Here is a 16,607-nt window from a genome sequence, read left to right as displayed (position 1 = left end):
GGGCCGCTCCCTCAGCACAGGATCCAGCCGGAGTCGGCCGATCCGGCCCCCACACCCCCCTTTACGTACACGCACCGGTTGATCGCGCCGACCGTGACGGGGCCGGCATGCCGGGTGAACCGCCCCGCATCGCGCACCGGGGCTCCGCCGCGCGGCTGGATGCTCACCGCCATCTGCCGGCGCTGCCCCGGGACCCGCGCCACGGCCAGCGCGCAGGCCTGCGTACGGGTCTTGTACATGCGCACCTCACCCGTCTCGAACGGCACGGTCCGCACGAGACGGCCCCCGCAGAGCCCGGACCCGGCCCCGTCCTGGGCCGCGTGCGCGGCCGTCCCCGTGAACAGCCCGCCGACGCACAGCCACAGCGCCGCCGTGAACATCCCGAGGGACACGGCCCTCCGACCGCGCCCCCGCCACCCCTCGACCACTCTGTCCCCCATCGGTCGTACGTACAACGAGCACACGCACGTACGACGCCCGGGCCACCGGGAAGGTTGCGGCGGGCAAGGGCACCCGAGGCCCGGTTCACGTGCGGTTCACATCACACCGGCGGCGTGGTCGAAGACCGACGAGCGGGGCCGGACCAGGGTGGCGACGGCGATCGACTGCAAGTGCGTGGTGCGCACGGCGGGCTGGTTGGCCTCGCCGAAGATCCCGCCCGTGGCGCCCGTGCCGCCGTTGTACGGGAGCACCGGCAGGCAGCCGATGTGCGAGTCGTTGACCTTCAGCATCCCGCCGTTGGCCACCTCCGCGCAGAACCGCTCGACGACCTGCTCGTCCTGCGCCCACAGGGAGTTGCGCAGCCCGTACCGGTTGGCGTTGAGGAAGCCGAAGGCGTCCTCGATCCGCAGCGGCGCCCCGGGCACGACCACGCACAGCAGCGGGAAGAAGGTCTCCTCGCGGAACGCGCGCAGCCGGGCGGCCGCCTCCAGGCCGTCCACGCGGATGACGGCGGGGCGGATGAAGGGCCCGGCGGCGGCCGGCACGTCGTCCACGTCGACGAACTCGCCGCCGCACAGCAGCTCCCCGCCGGCCGCCAGCACCTCGTCGAGGTACTCGGTGAACTCGGCCCGCTTGACCACCGGGCTCAGCACCGTGTCCGGGTCCTCGGGCGGTCCCGGCCGGATCTCGCGCACCCCCGCCACCAGCTCCTTCAGCAGCAGGTCCGCCACTTCCGGATGGACGATCGCGAACTTCGGGGTCATGCAGATCTGCCCGGAGCCGTAGTACCGCTCGCACAGGGCGCGCGCAGCGAGATCGACCTCGGCGTCGGCCCACACGAGCACGCCGTCGTTCCCGGAGAGTTCGAGCACGGGCTTCTTGCCCGCGGCGACGCATTCCCGCTCCAGTTTGAGGCCCTGCTCCGACCCTCCGAAGAAGACGACGTCGTCGCAGTCGGGGCTGTCCAGCCACTGCCGCATCGCGGCGCGGGCGTGCGTCGACAGCACGCTCAGGGCGCCGGGCGGGGCGCCGAGCCGCTCCAGGAGGGGGGCCACGATCTCCCGGTAGACGAAGGCGACCCCGAGCGGGGCGGTCGGCGGCGCGTTGACGACCAGGCTGTTGCCGGCGGCCAGCACCAGGACCCCGTAGAAGGAGTTGGAGGTCGGGGCGTTGCGCGGCGGGCTCAGGCACACCACCCCGTCCGGCTTGCGGACCATGCGGATCCGCCGGCCCGCCGAGGTCCGCTCCGGCCGCACCAGCTGGTCGGTGAAGTCGGCGACGGAGTCGGGGTGGAACGCGCAGGCCACGGAGGCCACTTCCCAGGCGGCCAGCCGCACGGGGTGGCCCTCGGCGACCAGCAGGTCGACCAGCTCGGCGCGCCGGTCGACGACGGCCCGGTAGACCCCGTGCAGCAGCTCCAGCCGGTCCTCCAGGGGCACCCGGGACCAGCCGGGCTGCGCGGCGCGCGCGGCGGCCAGGGCCCGCAGTCCCTGCTCGGGGGCGGACATGGCGACCCTGCCGGCCATCAGCCCCTCGTCGTACGGGAGTTCCTCGCCGCGCTCCAGCCGCGCCTTGAGGCCCAGGACCCGGAAGGGCTCGCGCAGGAGCCGGCCCACCCGGGGCTGGTGGACCCAGCGCGTCCCGGGCTCCTCGGCACCGGCGACCCATACCTCGTAAGAGTGCATACACAACTTCCCAGCGGCAGAACGAGATTGCACGACCACGGCGGACACTACGCTAGGTGACCGATCGACCGCACGACGTAGCCATGAAAGGCCATGACATGACGACCGACCTGCTCGACCGCAAGCTGGAGCGCGCCTTCACGCACCTGGACGCCGACAACAGCGGCGTGATCGACGAGCACGACATCATCGCGCTCGGCTCCCGGCTGCTGTCGGCCCTCGGAGAGCCGGCGACCTCTCCGAAGGCCACCGCGGTGATGGGCGGGCTGGTCGACTTCTGGCAGGAGCTCTTCACCGAGCTGGACGTGGACCGGGACGGCAAGCTCACGCCCGAGGAGTACTCCCTGGGCATGACCCGGCTGTACAAGGACGGCGGCCCGGCCTACGACCGGTCCTTCCGGCCGATGGTCGAGGCGATCCTCACGATCGTGGACACCAACGGCGACGGGCGGATCAGCCCCGAGGAGTTCCTCAAGGCCCAGAGCGCCTTCGACACCGAGCTGGAACGGGCCGACGCGGAGGCCCTGTTCTCGAGGATCGACAAGAACCACGACGGCTACCTGTCGGTGGACGAGCTCCTCGACGCCGTCCGCGAGTACTACACGGGCAGCGACGAGGACGCCCCCGGCAACCTGCTCTTCGGCGAGCTCTGAGCCCTGAAGGCCTGAGCCCGGGCCTGAGCCCGGGCCTGAGCCCGGGCCCGGGCGGCGGCTAGGCCGCGGCCCGCTCGTCCTCCCCGACGAAGGTGCGCCACAGTTCGGCGTACCGGCCGCCGCGCGCCAGGAGTTCGGCGTGGCTGCCGTCCTCCACGACCCGGCCGCGGTCCATGACCACCACCCGGTCGGCGCGGGCCGCGGTGGTCAGCCGGTGAGCCACCACCAGGGTGGTGCGCTTGCCGGCGAGGCGGTCGGTGGCCTGGTTGACCTGGGCCTCGGTGGCGAGGTCCAGGGCCGCGGTGGCCTCGTCGAGCAGCAGCACGTCCGGGTCGACGAGCTCCGCGCGGGCCAGCGCGATCAACTGGCGCTGCCCGGCGGAGAGGTTGCGCCCGCGCTCGGCGACCGTGTGCAGGTAGCCGCCGTCGAGGGTGGCGATCATGTCGTGGGCACCGACCGCGCGGGCGGCGGCCTCCACCTCCGCGTCGCCGGCGTCGGGCTTCCCGTAGGCGATGGCGTCGCGGACCGTCCCCGGGAAGAGGTACGGCTCCTGGGGGACGACGCCCAGCCGGTGGCGGTAGCCGGTCAGGTCGAGCTCCCGCAGGTCGGTGCCGTCCGCGGTGACCCGGCCCGAGGTGGGGTCGTAGAACCGGGCCACCATCTTGACCAGCGTGGACTTGCCGGCCCCGGTCTCGCCGACGAAGGCGACGGTCTGCCCGGCGGGTATCCGCAGGCTGATCCCGGCCAGCGCCTCACCCTTCTCGCCCCGCTCCTCGGCCGTCCCGTACTGGAAGCGGACGTCCTCGAAGGCGATCTCCCCGCGCAGCTCCCGCACCTCGCGGGGCGTCTCGGCGGGCGGGGTGGTGGTGGGCTCGCGCAGCAGCTGCTGGATGCGGCCGAGGGAGACGGTCGCCTGCTGGTAGCCGTCGAAGACCTGGGAGAGCTGCTGGACCGGGGCGAAGAACAGGTCGATGTAGAGCAGGTACGCGACGAGCGCGCCCGTGGTCAGCGTCCCGGCCTCCACCCGGCCCGCGCCCACGATCAGCACGGCCGCGGCCGCGCCCGAGGACAGCAGCTGGACGAAGGGGAAGTACACCGATATCAGCCACTGCCCGCGGACCCTGGCCTCGCGGTACGAGTCGCTGCGCTCGGCGAACCGGTCGGCGCCGGCGTACTCGCGGCGGAAGGCCTGGACGATGCGCAGCCCGGACACGGACTCCTGGAGGTCGGCGTTGACCAGGCTGACCCGGTCCCGGGCGAGCTCGTAGGCGGCCACGGACTTGCGCCGGAACACGATCGTGCCGACGACGAGCACCGGGAGGGTCGCGAAGACGATCAGTGCCAGCTCGACGTCGAGGACGAGCAGGGCGATCAGGATCCCGAAGAAGGTGAACACGGAGACGACGGCGGTGACGAGCCCGGTCTGCAGGAAGCTGGACAGCGAGTCCACGTCCGTGGTCATCCGGGTCATGATCTTGCCGGTCAGCTCGCGCTCGTAGTAGTCGAGGCCGAGGCGCTGGAGCTGCGCGAAGATCTTGACGCGGAGCGAGTACAGCACGCGCTCGCCGGTACGGCCGGTCATCCGGGTCTCGGCGAACTGCGCGGCCCACTGCGCGACGACGACGGCGAGCGCGAGACCCGCGGCCACCCAGACGGCGCCGAGGGCCGCCTGCTCCACGCCCTTGTCGATGCCGTGCCGGATCAGGATCGGCAGGAGCAGTCCGGCGCCCGCGTCGAGGGCGACGAGGGCGAGGCTGACGGCGAGCGGCGCCCAGAAGCCGCGGAGCAGGCGGCGCAGGCCGTAGCTCTCCTCGGCGGCCGCGGCGCGGTCCTCGTCCACGGCGGGCTCGTCGTCCGCGGGCGGCAGCGCGGCCACCTGCGCGAGCAGTTCGGGGGTGGCGGGCATGCCGGCGACGGCGCCTGCCATGGAGTGCCCGGCGCCGGGGGCGCCGCCCGCGGCGGCGGGCGTCTTCGTGCCGGTCCCCTGGGCGGCGCCGGCGTCCTGGGCGTCCTCCCGCCGCCAGAGCTCGGGGGTCACCCCGTCCACGACGCGGCGCTTGGCGTTGACGGGCTCGGAGTCGATCTCCGCTTCGAGCTCGAGGTCCCGTTCCAGGTCCCGTTCCAGGTCGCGCTCGAACTCGGCCATGGCGGGGGCGTCCGGGGTGCGCGGGGAGCCCGCGCCGAGGGCGTCGGGGTCGGTGAGCAGCCGCCGGTAGAGCGGGGACCTGCGCTCCAGTTCCTCGTGCGTGCCGATGTCGGCGAGCCGCCCGTGCTCCAGTACGGCTATTCGGTCGGCGAGCGCGAGCGTGGAGCGGCGGTGGGCGATCAGCAGGGTGGTCCGGCCCGCCATGACGGAGCGCAGGGCCTCGTGGATCTCGTGCTCGACGCGGGCGTCGACGGCGGAGGTGGCGTCGTCGAGGAGCAGCAGCCGGGGGTCGGTGAGGATCGCGCGGGCCAGTGCGATGCGCTGGCGCTGGCCTCCGGAGAGGGTGAGCCCCTGCTCGCCCACCTTGGTGTCGTACCCGGCGGGCAGCGCCTCGATGAACCCTTCGGCCTGCGCGGCGCGTGCGGCGGCCCGGATCTGGTCCTCGGTGGCCTCCGGGTGCCCGTAGGCGACGTTCGCCCGGATGGTGTCGGAGAACAGGAACGAGTCCTCGGGCACGAGCCCGATCGCCCCGCGCAGCGAGGCGTAGGTCAGCTCGCGGACGTCGTGCCCGCCGACGCGGACGGTGCCGTGGTCGGCGTCGTAGAACCGGGGGAGCAGCAGCGAGACGGTGGACTTGCCGCTTCCGGAGGCGCCGACGACGGCGACGGTCTCGCCCTCCGCGACGGACAGCGAGAACCCGTCGAGGACGGGCCGCTCGGGGTCGTAGCCGAAGCGGACGTCCTCGAACTCGACGGTCGCGGGCGCGTCGGCGGGCAGTTCGTCCGCGCCCTCGCGGATCTCGGGCTCGGTGTCGATGAGCTCGAAGACCCGCTCCACACCGGCGCGGGCCTGCTGGCCGACGGTCAGGACCATGGCGAGCATGCGCACGGGTCCGACGAGCTGGGCGAGGTAGGTCGAGAAGGCCACGAAGGTACCGAGGGTGATGTGCCCGTTGGTGGCCATCCATCCGCCGAGGGCCAGCATCGCGACCTGCCCGAGGGCGGGTACGGCCTGGAGGGCGGGGGTGTAGCGCGAGTTCAGCCGGATGGTGCGCATCCGGCCGGCGAACAGCCTGCGGCCGGCCTCGCGCAGCTTGCCGCTCTCCTGCTGCTCCTGCCCGAAGCCCTTGACCACGCGTACGCCGGTCACGGCCCCGTCGACGACGGTCGCGACGGCGGCGGCCTGGCCCTGGGCCCACCAGGTGGCGGGGAAGAGCTTCTTGCGGCTGCGCTTGGCGATGAACCAGAGCGCGGGCGCCATGAGCAGCGCGACGAGGGTCAGCAGCGGGGAGAGCGCCAGCATGATCCCGAGGGATATCCCGAAGAGCAGGAAGTTCCCGATGGTCATGGGCAGCATGAAGAGCAGGCCCTGGATCAGCTGCAGGTCGCTGGTGGCCCGCCCGATGACCTGTCCGGTGGACAGCTCGTCCTGCCGCCGCCCGTCGAGGCGGGCGATGGTGTCGTACATGTCGGTGCGCAGGTCGTGCTGCACGTCGAGTGCGAGCCGCCCGCCGTAGTAGCGGCGCACGTAGGTCAGGCCGTAGACGAGGACGGCCGCGCCGATGAGCATCGCCGCCCAGGGCCCCATGGGCTTGCTCCGGTCGCCGATGACGTCGTCGATGATCACCTTGGTGACCAGCGGTACGAGCGCCATGACGGCCATGCCGGCCAGGGAGGACCCGAGCGCGAGCAGCACATTGGCCTTGTAGCGCCAGGTGTAGGCGGCAAGCCGCCTGCCCCACCCCTGTTCTTCCCCAGCCGCTGTCTCTGCCGCCGCCACGTGAGGCCTCCCCGTTCGTCCTGTCCTGCCGGAAGCGCCAACGCCCCGACCGGCGGATTTCATCCCGCCGCAACAATTCGAACGTGTACGCCCGGAGCCTCCGGCGCACCCGGGCGGCGCCCGAATGCGCAGGGCCTCGGGCGCGCCCGGGTCCTAGACGTGGGTCGGCGCGAACATCCTGAGGGTGGCCGGGAGGACGAGGACCGAGGGGCCGGGGGCGGCGAGGGCCTTCTCGAGGTCGTCCTTCAGGGTCTCCGGGCTCGTCGTGGCGGCCGGGACGCCGAAGGACTCCGCGAGGGCCACGAAGTCGGGACGGGTCAGCTCCGTGGCCGTGGCGCGGCCGAAGGAGTCGGTCATGTACTCGCGCAGGATGCCGTAGCCGCCGTCGTCCACGATCAGCCAGGTGACGTCGAGGTCGTGCTGGCGGGCGGTCGCCAGGTCGGAGACCGAGTACATCGCGCCGCCGTCGCCCGAGACCGCCAGGACCGGGGTGCCCGGCTCGGCCACGCAGGCCCCGAGCGCGGCGGGGAAGGCGTAGCCGAGGCCGCCCGCGCCCTGCGCCGAGTGCATGGTGTTGGGGTGCTTGGCGTCGAAGGCGGACCAGGCCCAGTACGACAGGATCGTCATGTCCCAGAAGGACGGGGAGCGGGGCGGGAGGGCCGCGCGGATCGAGGCCAGGAGCTGCTGCTCCAGGGCGACGTCCTGCGGGGCGAGGCGCTCCGCGATCGCGGCGAGGAGTGCGCGGACCCGTTCGGGGGCCGCGTCGTCCTGCCGGGGCTCCACGGTTTCCAGGAGGGCCTGGAGGGCGAGGCGGGCGTCGGCGTGGATGCCGAGGGCCGGGTGGTTGGACTCCAGCTTGCCGAGGTCGGCCTCGATCTGGACGACCCGGCCGGTGGGGAAGAACGTGTGGTAGTTCGAGGACAGCTCGCCCAGGCCCGAGCCGACGACGAGCAGGACGTCGGCGTCCTCGAGGAAGTCCGTCATGTGGCGGTCCTCCAGCCAGGACTGGAGTGACAGCGGGTGCGTCCAGGGGAAGGCGCCCTTGCCGCCGAAGGTGGTGACGACGGGGGCGTTCAGGCGTTCCGCCAGCTGCCTCAGCTTGCCGGAGGCGTCGGCGCGGACGACCCCGCCGCCCGCGATGATCACCGGGCGCTCGGCCTTCGACAGCCAGTGGGCGGCCAGCGCGGTGAGCTCCGGCCGGGGGGCCGACTCGTGCGGGGTCGCGTCCACGCCGGTGACCTGCGGGATGAGCGTCTCCGCGCGCAGCACGTCCTCGGGGATCTCCACCCAGACGGGGCCGTGCGGGGCGGTCAGCGCCGACTCCCAGGCCTCCGCGATGACGGAGGGGATCTGGGAGGGGGTCCGGGCGGTGTGGACCGACTTCACCACCTCGCGGAAGGAGGCGGCCTGGTCCCGGAGCTCGTGCAGGTGGCCGCGCCGGCCGCCGCCCAGGCCCGGGGTCGGGACCTGGGAGGAGATCGCCAGGACGGGGGCCGATGCCGCCGCCGCCTCGGCGAGGGCCGGCAGCGCCATGAGCGCGCCCGGGCCGGTCGACAGGAGCAGCGGGGCCGCCTCGCCGGTGAGCCGGCCGTACGCGTCGGCGGCGAAGGCCGCGTTGTTCTCCGTACGGAGCCCGACCAGGCGGAGGTCGGAGCGGCCGACCGCGTCGAAGAGGCCGAGGGCGTGCTGCCCGGGCAGGCCGAACACGGTGGTCGCGCCGAGCGAGCGCAGCGATTCCACGACCAGGTCCCCGCCCGTCCGCCCGGGCGGCGGCGCGAGTGCGGCCGCCGTCTGGGCTTCGGTGGGACGGAGTACCAGGTCGTGGTCGTGCGTCACGTGCGTGCGTGCCCTTCGTGCCGTGCTGCGTGGGCCGCCTGCTTCGCCTTACTTCGCCTTGGAGGCGGCGATCTGGCGGCTCATGATCGTGGTCAGCTCGTACGCGGTGTGCGAGGCCGCGACCGAGGTGATCTCCGCGTGATCGTACGCCGGGGCGACCTCGACGACGTCGGCCGAAACCAGGTTGCAGGAGGACAGGCCCCGGATGATCTCCAGCAGCTCGCGGGAGGTCATGCCGCCGGCCTCGGGGGTGCCGGTGCCGGGCGCGTGGGCCGGGTCCAGCACGTCGATGTCGATGGAGATGTAGAGGGGGCGGTCGCCGATGCGCTGGCGCAGCTGGTCGGCGATCTCGTCGGCGCCGCGGCGGTAGACGTCGGCGGAGGTGACGATGCCGAAGCCCATCTTGGCGTCGTCGTCGAGGTCCTGCTTGCCGTAGAGCGGGCCGCGGGTACCGACGTGGGAGAGCGCCTCGGTGTCGAGGATGCCCTCCTCGACGGCGCGGCGGAACGGGGTGCCGTGGGTGTACTCGGCGCCGAAGTACGTGTCCCAGGTGTCGAGGTGCGCGTCGAAGTGGAGCAGCGCGACCGGGCCGTGCTTCTTGGCGACGGAGCGCAGGAGGGGCAGCGCGATGGTGTGGTCGCCGCCGAGGGTCATCAGGCGGGAGCCGCCCGCGAGCAGCTCGTCGGCGGCGGCCTCGACCGTCTCGACGGCCTCGTTGATGTTGAAGGGGTTCACGGCGATGTCGCCGGCGTCCGCGACCTGCGCCAGGGCGAAGGGGGAGGCGTCCTGCGCCGGGTTGTACGGGCGCAGCAGGCGCGAGGCCTCGCGGATGGCGTTGCCGCCGAAGCGGGCGCCGGGGCGGTAGGAGACACCGGAGTCGAAGGGCACGCCGACGACGGCGACGTCGGCGGAACCGACCTCGTCGAGGCGGGGCAGCCGGGCGAAGGTCGCGGGGCCCGCGTAGCGCGGGATGCGGGAGGAGTCGACGGGTCCGCGCGGCTGCGTGCTCATGGCTGTGCCTCTTTCTCTGGCCTGACGTGTGCGGTCCTTCGAGCGTAAGCGGACGCCGAGGGGGCGCGAAGTGTATGTTTTATCCACTGCCTCTCCTTGACCTGTACGGAGTATCCATGCGGCCGTCTTCCGGTGATGCGGAGCGACCGGGCGCGCGCCCCACGCCGCCGACCGAGCCGGTGCGGCTCACCGCGCTGCTCGGCACGGACGAGCTGGGCCTGCGGCTGCTCGCGGGCGGCGGCCCGGCGGGCATCGGCGCGGTGGACGTCCACGGGGTGCACGCCTCGGAGATGGCGGACCCGTCCCCCTACCTGCTGGGCGGCGAACTGCTCCTGACGGCGGGCGCGGGCCTCGCCGGCCCTGCCGGGGCGGGGGTTGCCGGAGTCGACGCCGCCGAGTACGTGCAGCGGCTCGTGCGGGCCGGGGTGGGGGCGCTCGGGTTCGGGGTGACGCCCGTGCACGAGGTCGTCCCGCAGGCGCTGCTCGACGCGTGCGACCGGTACGGGCTGCCGCTGCTGGAGGTGCCGCCGCGCACCCCGTTCACGGCGGTCGCCCGCGCCGTCTGGCGGCTGATGGCGCAGGCGCGCACCCGCGAGCTGCGCCGGGTGACCGAAGCCCAGCAGTCCCTCGCGGCGGCCGCCGCCCGCCCCGATCCGGTCCCGGCCGTACTGGCCCGCCTCGCGGCGAGCCTGGGCGGCTGGGCGGCCCTGCTGCCCCCGGAGCCGGAGGAGGTCCCGGGCGCCACGGCCGCCGCGCCCGCGCCCGTGCCGGAGCCGGAGCCGGAGCCGGAGCCGACCACCGAACCGGGGGCAACCGCCGCCACCGGACCCCGGACGGGCACGGACACCCGGGCCGGGGCGGGGCGGGGCGGTGGGGGCGGGGACGGGGCGGCCGGCGGGTTCCGCGCGGCCAGGGCGGCGGCGGGGGGCGGGTTCCAGCCCGGCGAGGAGGCGCTGGGGGCCCTGGCGGCGCTCGCGCAGCGGGTCCGCGGGGGCGTCGCGACGGCCACCGACACCCTCGGCGGCACCCACCTGGCCGCCTACGCCGTCGGCGGCGGGCGGGTGCTCGCGCTGGCCACCCCGGCCCGCACCCCCGGCGACCACACCATCGCCTCCGTGGCGGTCGTGCTGCTGAGCCTGCTCACCGCGCGCCGCCCGGCCGGTTCGGAGGCCGCCGCGCTGACCGGGCTCCTCCTCGGCGGGTCCCCCGCCCAGGCGCTCGCTCCCGGGCCCTGGTACGTCGTCCACGCCCGCGGCACCGGCGACCCGCACGCCCTGGCGGCCGCGCTGGGCACCGTACTGCTGGACGCGCGCGGGGACGACGTACGCCTGCTCACCGAGCGGGAGCCCGCCCCGCAGCCGGGGTGGCGCCTCGGGGTGGGCGCCCCGGCCGGCCCCGAGGCCCTGGAGGCCGCCGAGGCCCAGGCGCGGCGCGCACTGCAACGGGCCGAGGCCTCCCGCACCCCGCTCGCCCGGCACGCGGAGCCCGGATTCGCGGGGCTGGTCGGCGAAGCGGAGGCCCGCGCGCACGCCGAGGCCCTCCTGGCCCCCCTGAGCCCCGCCCTCCGCACCACCCTGCGCGCCTGGCTGGCCCACCACGGCAGCTGGGACCGCACCGCGGCCGCGCTCGGCGTCCACCGCAACACCGTCCGCCAGCGCACCGCCCGCACGGCGGCGCTCCTCGGGCGCGACCTCGACGACCCGGACGTCCGCATGGAGCTGTGGTTCGCCCTCCGCCGGGACCAGGAGGCCTGAGGGCCCGCACGCGCCTCGCGAAGACCCGCCGACGGTGTCACTCACACCGGCTCGATCCCTACGCCGGACACCCCAAGCCGCGCATGGTCCGGGCTCCGGCGTGACATGGCCGGGTCGCCGACGCGGCCCGGAGGCCCGTCGCGCACTCGTCTCAGCCTCCATCGAAACGGAGATTCCATGCGACGCGTCCTCGCGACCGCGCTCCTCACCCTCGTCGCCAGTGCCGCCGGCACGGTGACGGCCACCGCCCAGGGCGAGCACTTCATCGGTGCCGTCACGTGCACGAAGTCCCTCACCTCGGGCCTCACGTGCAGCGGCAAGGCGGCCGGTCTGGGCAACCGCCCCACCGCCGCCTTCCTCACGGCGGATTCCGTCCAGGCCGAGTACCTCTGCGTGAACCGGGGCGGCAACACCGCTCCCGGCCAGGGCACCGAGTTCAACACCGTCGTCGGCCCGACGCGGAACTTCAACCCGCGCAACGGCCAGATCACCTTCACCAACGTGAACCTCCCGATCCCGGAGGCCCCTTCCTCACGGGACGTCTGCCCCAACGGGAACTGGACCGTCAACCTCACCCGGGTCGAGTACGACCACGTCGTGCTGCACATCCAGCAGGGCGGCACCGACATCCTCTTCAAGGACCTCGGCGACATCGTGATCCCGCCGGAGGGCACCGTCGTGTTCTGACGTCCCGGTCCCGGGACGTCAGGCAGGGCCTTCTGGGCGGCTCGGCGGTGGGTGAACCCTCCGAGCCGCACCGGGAGGCCCTGCCTCTCCCCCCGCCCACGGCGCCGCACGAAACCCCCGCGCGGCCCGGCCGTGACCGCTGCGAGGATGTCCCGATGCCCTCCGACCTCCCCAGCGGACCCGGACCGCTCCGCGAGCACTGGCTGCGCGGCATCGCCGCGCATCCGGCCGCGCCGCCCGACGTCCTGGTACGCCTCCTCGACCCGGCCGCCCGCGAGGCCTGGACGGCCCTCTGCGGGGAGCGCGACCTGCCCCCGGCCGTCGTCGAGGCGGTACTCGCCCACCCCGAGCGTTCGGTCCGCCGGGCCTTCGCCCAGAACCCCCACGCCGATCCCGCCCAGCGCGGCAGACTCGCGCACGACCCCCACACGCTGGTGCGCGCCTGGCTCGCCGGAGGTCCCCGGCCCCGGACGGGCAGGGTCCGCCCGCTGCCCGACGCGGCGCTGGAGGTCCTGCTGGCCGCGCAGGACGATCCGGACGGCGACTTCCACATCACCGCGAACGAGATCCGCCAGGAGCTGGAGTCCTCCGGGCAGATACCGATGCCCTTCCGCCGCCGTCTGCCCGAGCACAGGGACCCCGCGCTGCGGGCCTACGCGACCTACAGCTGGGAAAGCCTGGCCCCCGAGCAGCACGCGGCCCTCCTCGCCGATCCCGATCCCACGGTGCGCGAGGCCGCACTCCGGGCCGCGCAGCGGGCCTCCCGCGAGCGCGACCCCGAGGCCCTGGAGGCCGAGCTGCCCGAGCAGGACGGGCACGCGAGGCAGCACCTGCTCATGAACCGCCCCGTGTCCCGGGCCGTGGTCGAGGCCTGTCTCGCCGAGGGCCGCAACCTCTACGAGCTGGCCTACAACCGCGACGCCCCCGCAGACGCCGTCGCCCGCCTCGCCCGCGACCCCGATCCCGAGGTCCGCGCGGCCGTCGCGGCCCAGGCCGACATCGGCCCGGCGCTCCTGGCGGAGCTGGCCGAGGACCCGGACGAGAGGGTCCGCACGCGCGCACGGATCCACCCGCTGCCCCGCACCTGGGCCCAGCGCGACGTCCTCGACCACGCCGTCTTCCACAGCTTCGGCTGCGCCTGCGCGATCGTCGACGGCTACCTGGAGCGGGAGGGCGACTGGTACTCCGACTGCGCCCGCTCCGAGCACGAGCCCCTGCGCCGGATCGCCGCCACCTACCGGCTGCTGCCCGGGGAGCTGGTGGAGCTGCTGGCCGCGGACCCGGCTGCGGAGGTGCGGCGGGCGCTGGCCTGCCACCACCCCCTCGCCCCGCCCGCGCTCGTGCTCGACACCTTCCTCACCAGCCCCGGGCAGCGCCCGCACCTGCTGACGCTGCCGACCCTGCCCCGTACCGGGCTCGGGCACCTCCTCGGCCACGAGGACGCGGAGGTCCGCGCGCTGGCCGCCGCCGACGTCACGCTGGCGCAGGCGCCCGTACGGCTCCTCTCCGATCCCGAGGCCGTCGTACGCAGGGCCGCCGCCGCGAACCCGCTGCTGCCCGCCGCACTCCTCGCGGCGCTCCTGGAGGACCCGGCGACCGCCGAGGGCGCCGCGGCCAACCCGGGCCTCTCCGCCGCCCGCCTCCACGAGCTGCTGGACCGGCTCGGCGTGCCGGGCTGATCCCTCGCGCGCAGTGGCGAACGGCACTCTGGACAGGGAGGACAACCCGCCGGTAACTTATTCTGAGCAAGCGCTTAGATTCAGGCGGCGGACTGCCGCGACCGAAGGGAGCAGGCCGTGCGCCGTACGGTGTTCAACGAGGACCACGAGGCGTTCCGCGAGACGATCCGCGCCTTCATCGAGGCCGAGGTCGTGCCCGTCTACGACGAGTGGTTCGCCGCGGGCCAGGCTCCGCGCGACTTCTACTACAAGCTCGGCGAGCTGGGCGTCTTCGGCATCAACGTGCCCGAGGAGTTCGGCGGCGCGGGCCTGGACACCCACAAGTTCGAGGCCGTCCTCTACGAAGAGACCTCCCGCGCGGGTGTCAACTTCGGCGGTTCCGGCGTGCACGTGCTGCTCGCCCTCCCGTACATCAAGATGCTGGCCGACGACGAGCAGAAGAAGCGTTTCCTTCCGAAGTTCGTCACCGGTGAGGAGATGTGGGCCCTCGCGATGACCGAGCCGGGCACCGGCTCCGACGTCGCGGGCATGAAGACCACCGCCAAGCTCTCCGAGGACGGCACGCACTACGTCCTCAACGGCGCCAAGACCTTCATCACCGGTGGCGTCCACGCCGACCGCGTGATCGTCTGCGCCCGCACCGCCGCCCCGACCGCGGAGGACCGCCGCTTCGGCATCTCCCTGTTCGCCGTGGACACCAAGTCCGAGGGCTACTCCATCGGCCGCAAGCTGGACAAGCTCGGCCTGAAGACCTCCGACACCGCCGAGCTGGCGTTCGTCGACGTGAAGGTGCCCGTCGAGGACCTGCTCGGCGAGGAGGGCAAGGGCTTCTACTACCTCGGCCACAACCTGGCGTCCGAGCGCTGGGGCATCGCCTTCGGCGCGTACGCCCAGGCCGCCGCGGCCGTCCGGTTCGCCCAGCAGTACGTCACGGACCGCACCGTCTTCGGCAAGCCGGTCGCGCACTTCCAGAACACCAAGTTCGAACTGGCCGCCTGCCAGGCCGAGGTGGACGCCGCCCAGGCCGTCGCCGACCGCGCCCTGGAGGCCCTGGACGCGGGCGAGCTGACCCCGGCCGAGGCCGCCAGCGCCAAGCTGTTCTGCACCGAGGTCGCGCACCGCGTCATCGACCGCTGCCTCCAGCTGCACGGCGGCTACGGCTACATGAACGAGTACCCGATCGCCCGCCTGTACGCCGACAACCGCGTCAACCGCATCTACGGCGGCACCAGCGAGATCATGAAGTCGATCATCGCCAAGTCCATGGGCCTTTAAGTCCTCGATCCGTCAAGGCACTTACCCTTTCCCCATGAACGAGTCGCTGACGACGCTCCTCGATCTGCTCGACCTCGAGCAGATCGAGGAGAACATCTTCCGCGGTACCAGCCGCCCTTCGCTGGTACCGCGCGTCTTCGGTGGTCAGGTCGCGGCCCAGGCACTGGTCGCGGCCGGCCGGACCGTGCCCGGGGACCGCACCGCGCACTCGCTGCACTCGTACTTCCTGCGCGCCGGGGACGCGGGCGCGCCCATCGTCTACTCGGTGGACCGGATCCGCGACGGGCGCTCCTTCACCACCCGCCGCGTGGTCGCCGTCCAGCACGGCCAGCCGATCTTCCACCTCTCGGCGTCGTTCCAGACGTACGAGGAGGGCCTCGACCACCAGGCCGCCATGCCCGCCGCCCCGGACCCGGAGTCCCTGCCGACGGCGGAGCAGTCGCTGCCCGAGTACCGGGACGTCTTCCGCGATCCGGGCGTGGTGGAGCGGCTGATCGCGGCGCGCGGCGCCGTGGACCTGCGGTACGCGACGACCCCGCCGTGGGGCAGCGTCGGCGAGCCGATCGAACCGCACACGCAGGTGTGGTTCCGTACGGCCGACAAGCTGGACAGCGACGACCCGCTGCTGCACACCTGTCTGGCCACGTACGTCTCCGACATGACCCTGCTCGACTCGGTGCTGCTCGCGCACGGGCGGGGCGGCTGGGCCGTCGGCGACGTCGTCGGGGCCTCCCTGGACCACGCGATGTGGTTCCACCGGCCGTTCCGCGCCGACGAGTGGCTGCTGTACGACCAGGAGTCCCCCTCGGCCGCCGCCGGCCGGGGCCTCGGCCAGGCCCGTATCTGGACCCAGGACGGCCGCCTCGCGGTCACGGTCATCCAGGAAGGCGTCGTACGCGTTCCGCGTGCCTGACCCGGGGCCGTTCCGCCGAACGGCCCCATGAGCCCCGAACGGTCGGCATACGGGCTCCCGCCCTGCCGCACCGGGTGCGGTGCGTCCGCGACCGCACGCGGGGACGGCTCGCGGCCCGTGCGGAGCGGATGCCGTCCTGCCCGCCCGCGTCTACCTTTGGTCTTGGCCAGTGCTCCGCCCTTCAGGGCGGGGGTGAAGGCCATCCTTGGGCAGGAGGCGCGGAGCGCCGGAGGGCTCTGTGCCTCCGTGGTGACGGTCAGAGGGGGCGCTGCTGGTTCTCGATGTACTGCTTCATGACGGTCAAGGGTGCCCCGCCGCACGATCCGGCGAAGTAGGAGCCGGACCAGAAGTGTCCGCCCCACAGGTACCGCCGGACATGACTGTCGTACTCCTGGCGCAGGAGGCGGGAGCTGACGCCCTTGAGGGAGTTGACCAGCTTGGAGAGCTGGACTTTCGGCGGGTAGTGCACGAGCAGGTGCACGTGGTCCTGTTCACCGTTGAACTGCTTCAGCTCGGCCTCGAAGTCGGCGCAGACCTCCCGCATGATCTCTTCGGTGCGGGTCAGCATGGCGTTGGTGAACGCTTTTCGCCGGTACTTGGTGACGAAGACCAAGTGAACGTGCAGGTTGTGGACAACATGGCGACCCGTTCTGACATCGGGATGAGGATTCCAGCGCGGTGACATAAACCAACGCTAGGTTCCCGATCGTGAGTCAAGGCACCCTGGTAAAGCGGCAGTTCGGGCACC

The 16,607-nt window shown here is 73.4% G+C and carries 12 protein-coding genes; 6 read left to right on the top strand and 6 right to left on the bottom strand.

From position 1 onward, the window contains the following. Positions 1–11: 11 nt before the first annotated feature. Both ACIGFK_RS06695 and ACIGFK_RS06690 read right to left on the bottom strand, forming a co-directional pair. Positions 12–392 (bottom strand): hypothetical protein, encoded by a 381-nt coding sequence (locus ACIGFK_RS06695; protein ID WP_400050810.1) that lies wholly within the window; start codon positions 390–392, stop codon positions 12–14. 144 nt (positions 393–536) lie between these two features. Continuing rightward, positions 537–2,126, bottom strand: a complete 1,590-nt coding sequence (locus tag ACIGFK_RS06690) for an aldehyde dehydrogenase family protein (protein WP_400050808.1) — start codon at positions 2,124–2,126, stop codon at positions 537–539. A gap of 98 nt (positions 2,127–2,224) precedes the next feature. Here ACIGFK_RS06690 and ACIGFK_RS06685 point away from each other — a divergent pair, with 98 nt between their 5' ends. Further along, positions 2,225–2,779, top strand: coding sequence for an EF-hand domain-containing protein (locus ACIGFK_RS06685; RefSeq protein WP_376659077.1), 555 nt, complete (start codon positions 2,225–2,227; stop codon positions 2,777–2,779). Positions 2,780–2,837: 58 nt separating this feature from the next. Here ACIGFK_RS06685 and ACIGFK_RS06680 read toward each other — a convergent pair whose 3' ends face one another. The 3 genes from ACIGFK_RS06680 to speB all read right to left on the bottom strand — a co-directional run bounded on the left by ACIGFK_RS06680 (position 2,838) and on the right by speB (position 9,551). Further along, positions 2,838–6,704, bottom strand: coding sequence for an ABC transporter ATP-binding protein (locus tag ACIGFK_RS06680; RefSeq protein WP_400050806.1), 3,867 nt, complete (start codon positions 6,702–6,704; stop codon positions 2,838–2,840). A 153-nt stretch (positions 6,705–6,857) separates the two neighbouring features. Then, the gene (locus ACIGFK_RS06675) at positions 6,858–8,540 is read right to left on the bottom strand and encodes a thiamine pyrophosphate-binding protein (protein ID WP_376659075.1); all 1,683 of its coding nucleotides are present in this window, start codon (positions 8,538–8,540) and stop codon (positions 6,858–6,860) included. A 48-nt stretch (positions 8,541–8,588) separates the two neighbouring features. Further along, on the bottom strand, positions 8,589–9,551 hold the full coding sequence (speB, locus tag ACIGFK_RS06670) for an agmatinase (protein ID WP_376659074.1): 963 nt from the start codon (positions 9,549–9,551) through the stop codon (positions 8,589–8,591). A 116-nt stretch (positions 9,552–9,667) separates the two neighbouring features. On the opposite strand from speB, the gene ACIGFK_RS06665 reads away from it, so the two are divergent. From ACIGFK_RS06665 to ACIGFK_RS06645, 5 genes are all read left to right on the top strand, one after another. Next, a complete protein-coding gene (locus tag ACIGFK_RS06665; RefSeq protein WP_400050804.1) occupies positions 9,668–11,305 on the top strand; it encodes a PucR family transcriptional regulator in 1,638 nt (545 codons plus the stop codon). A 177-nt stretch (positions 11,306–11,482) separates the two neighbouring features. Next, positions 11,483–11,992, top strand: a complete 510-nt coding sequence (locus ACIGFK_RS06660) for a hypothetical protein (RefSeq protein WP_376662062.1) — start codon at positions 11,483–11,485, stop codon at positions 11,990–11,992. Positions 11,993–12,147: 155 nt separating this feature from the next. Then, the gene (locus ACIGFK_RS06655; RefSeq protein ID WP_400050802.1) at positions 12,148–13,671 is read left to right on the top strand and encodes a hypothetical protein; all 1,524 of its coding nucleotides are present in this window, start codon (positions 12,148–12,150) and stop codon (positions 13,669–13,671) included. Between the two features lie 117 nt (positions 13,672–13,788). Next, positions 13,789–14,946, top strand: a complete 1,158-nt coding sequence (locus ACIGFK_RS06650) for an acyl-CoA dehydrogenase family protein (RefSeq protein WP_376662060.1) — start codon at positions 13,789–13,791, stop codon at positions 14,944–14,946. Positions 14,947–14,980: 34 nt separating this feature from the next. Further along, on the top strand, positions 14,981–15,859 hold the full coding sequence (locus ACIGFK_RS06645) for an acyl-CoA thioesterase (RefSeq protein ID WP_376662059.1): 879 nt from the start codon (positions 14,981–14,983) through the stop codon (positions 15,857–15,859). 256 nt (positions 15,860–16,115) lie between these two features. Here ACIGFK_RS06645 and tnpA read toward each other — a convergent pair whose 3' ends face one another. Next, positions 16,116–16,544, bottom strand: a complete 429-nt coding sequence (gene tnpA / locus ACIGFK_RS06640; protein WP_400050799.1) for an IS200/IS605 family transposase — start codon at positions 16,542–16,544, stop codon at positions 16,116–16,118. Between the last annotated feature and the right edge of the window lie 63 nt (positions 16,545–16,607).

Origin of the sequence: Streptomyces sp. NPDC085524, assembly GCF_044541755.1 — a bacterium.
Lineage (GTDB): Bacteria > Actinomycetota > Actinomycetes > Streptomycetales > Streptomycetaceae > Streptomyces.
This window is presented reverse-complemented; position numbering and strand designations above follow the sequence as displayed.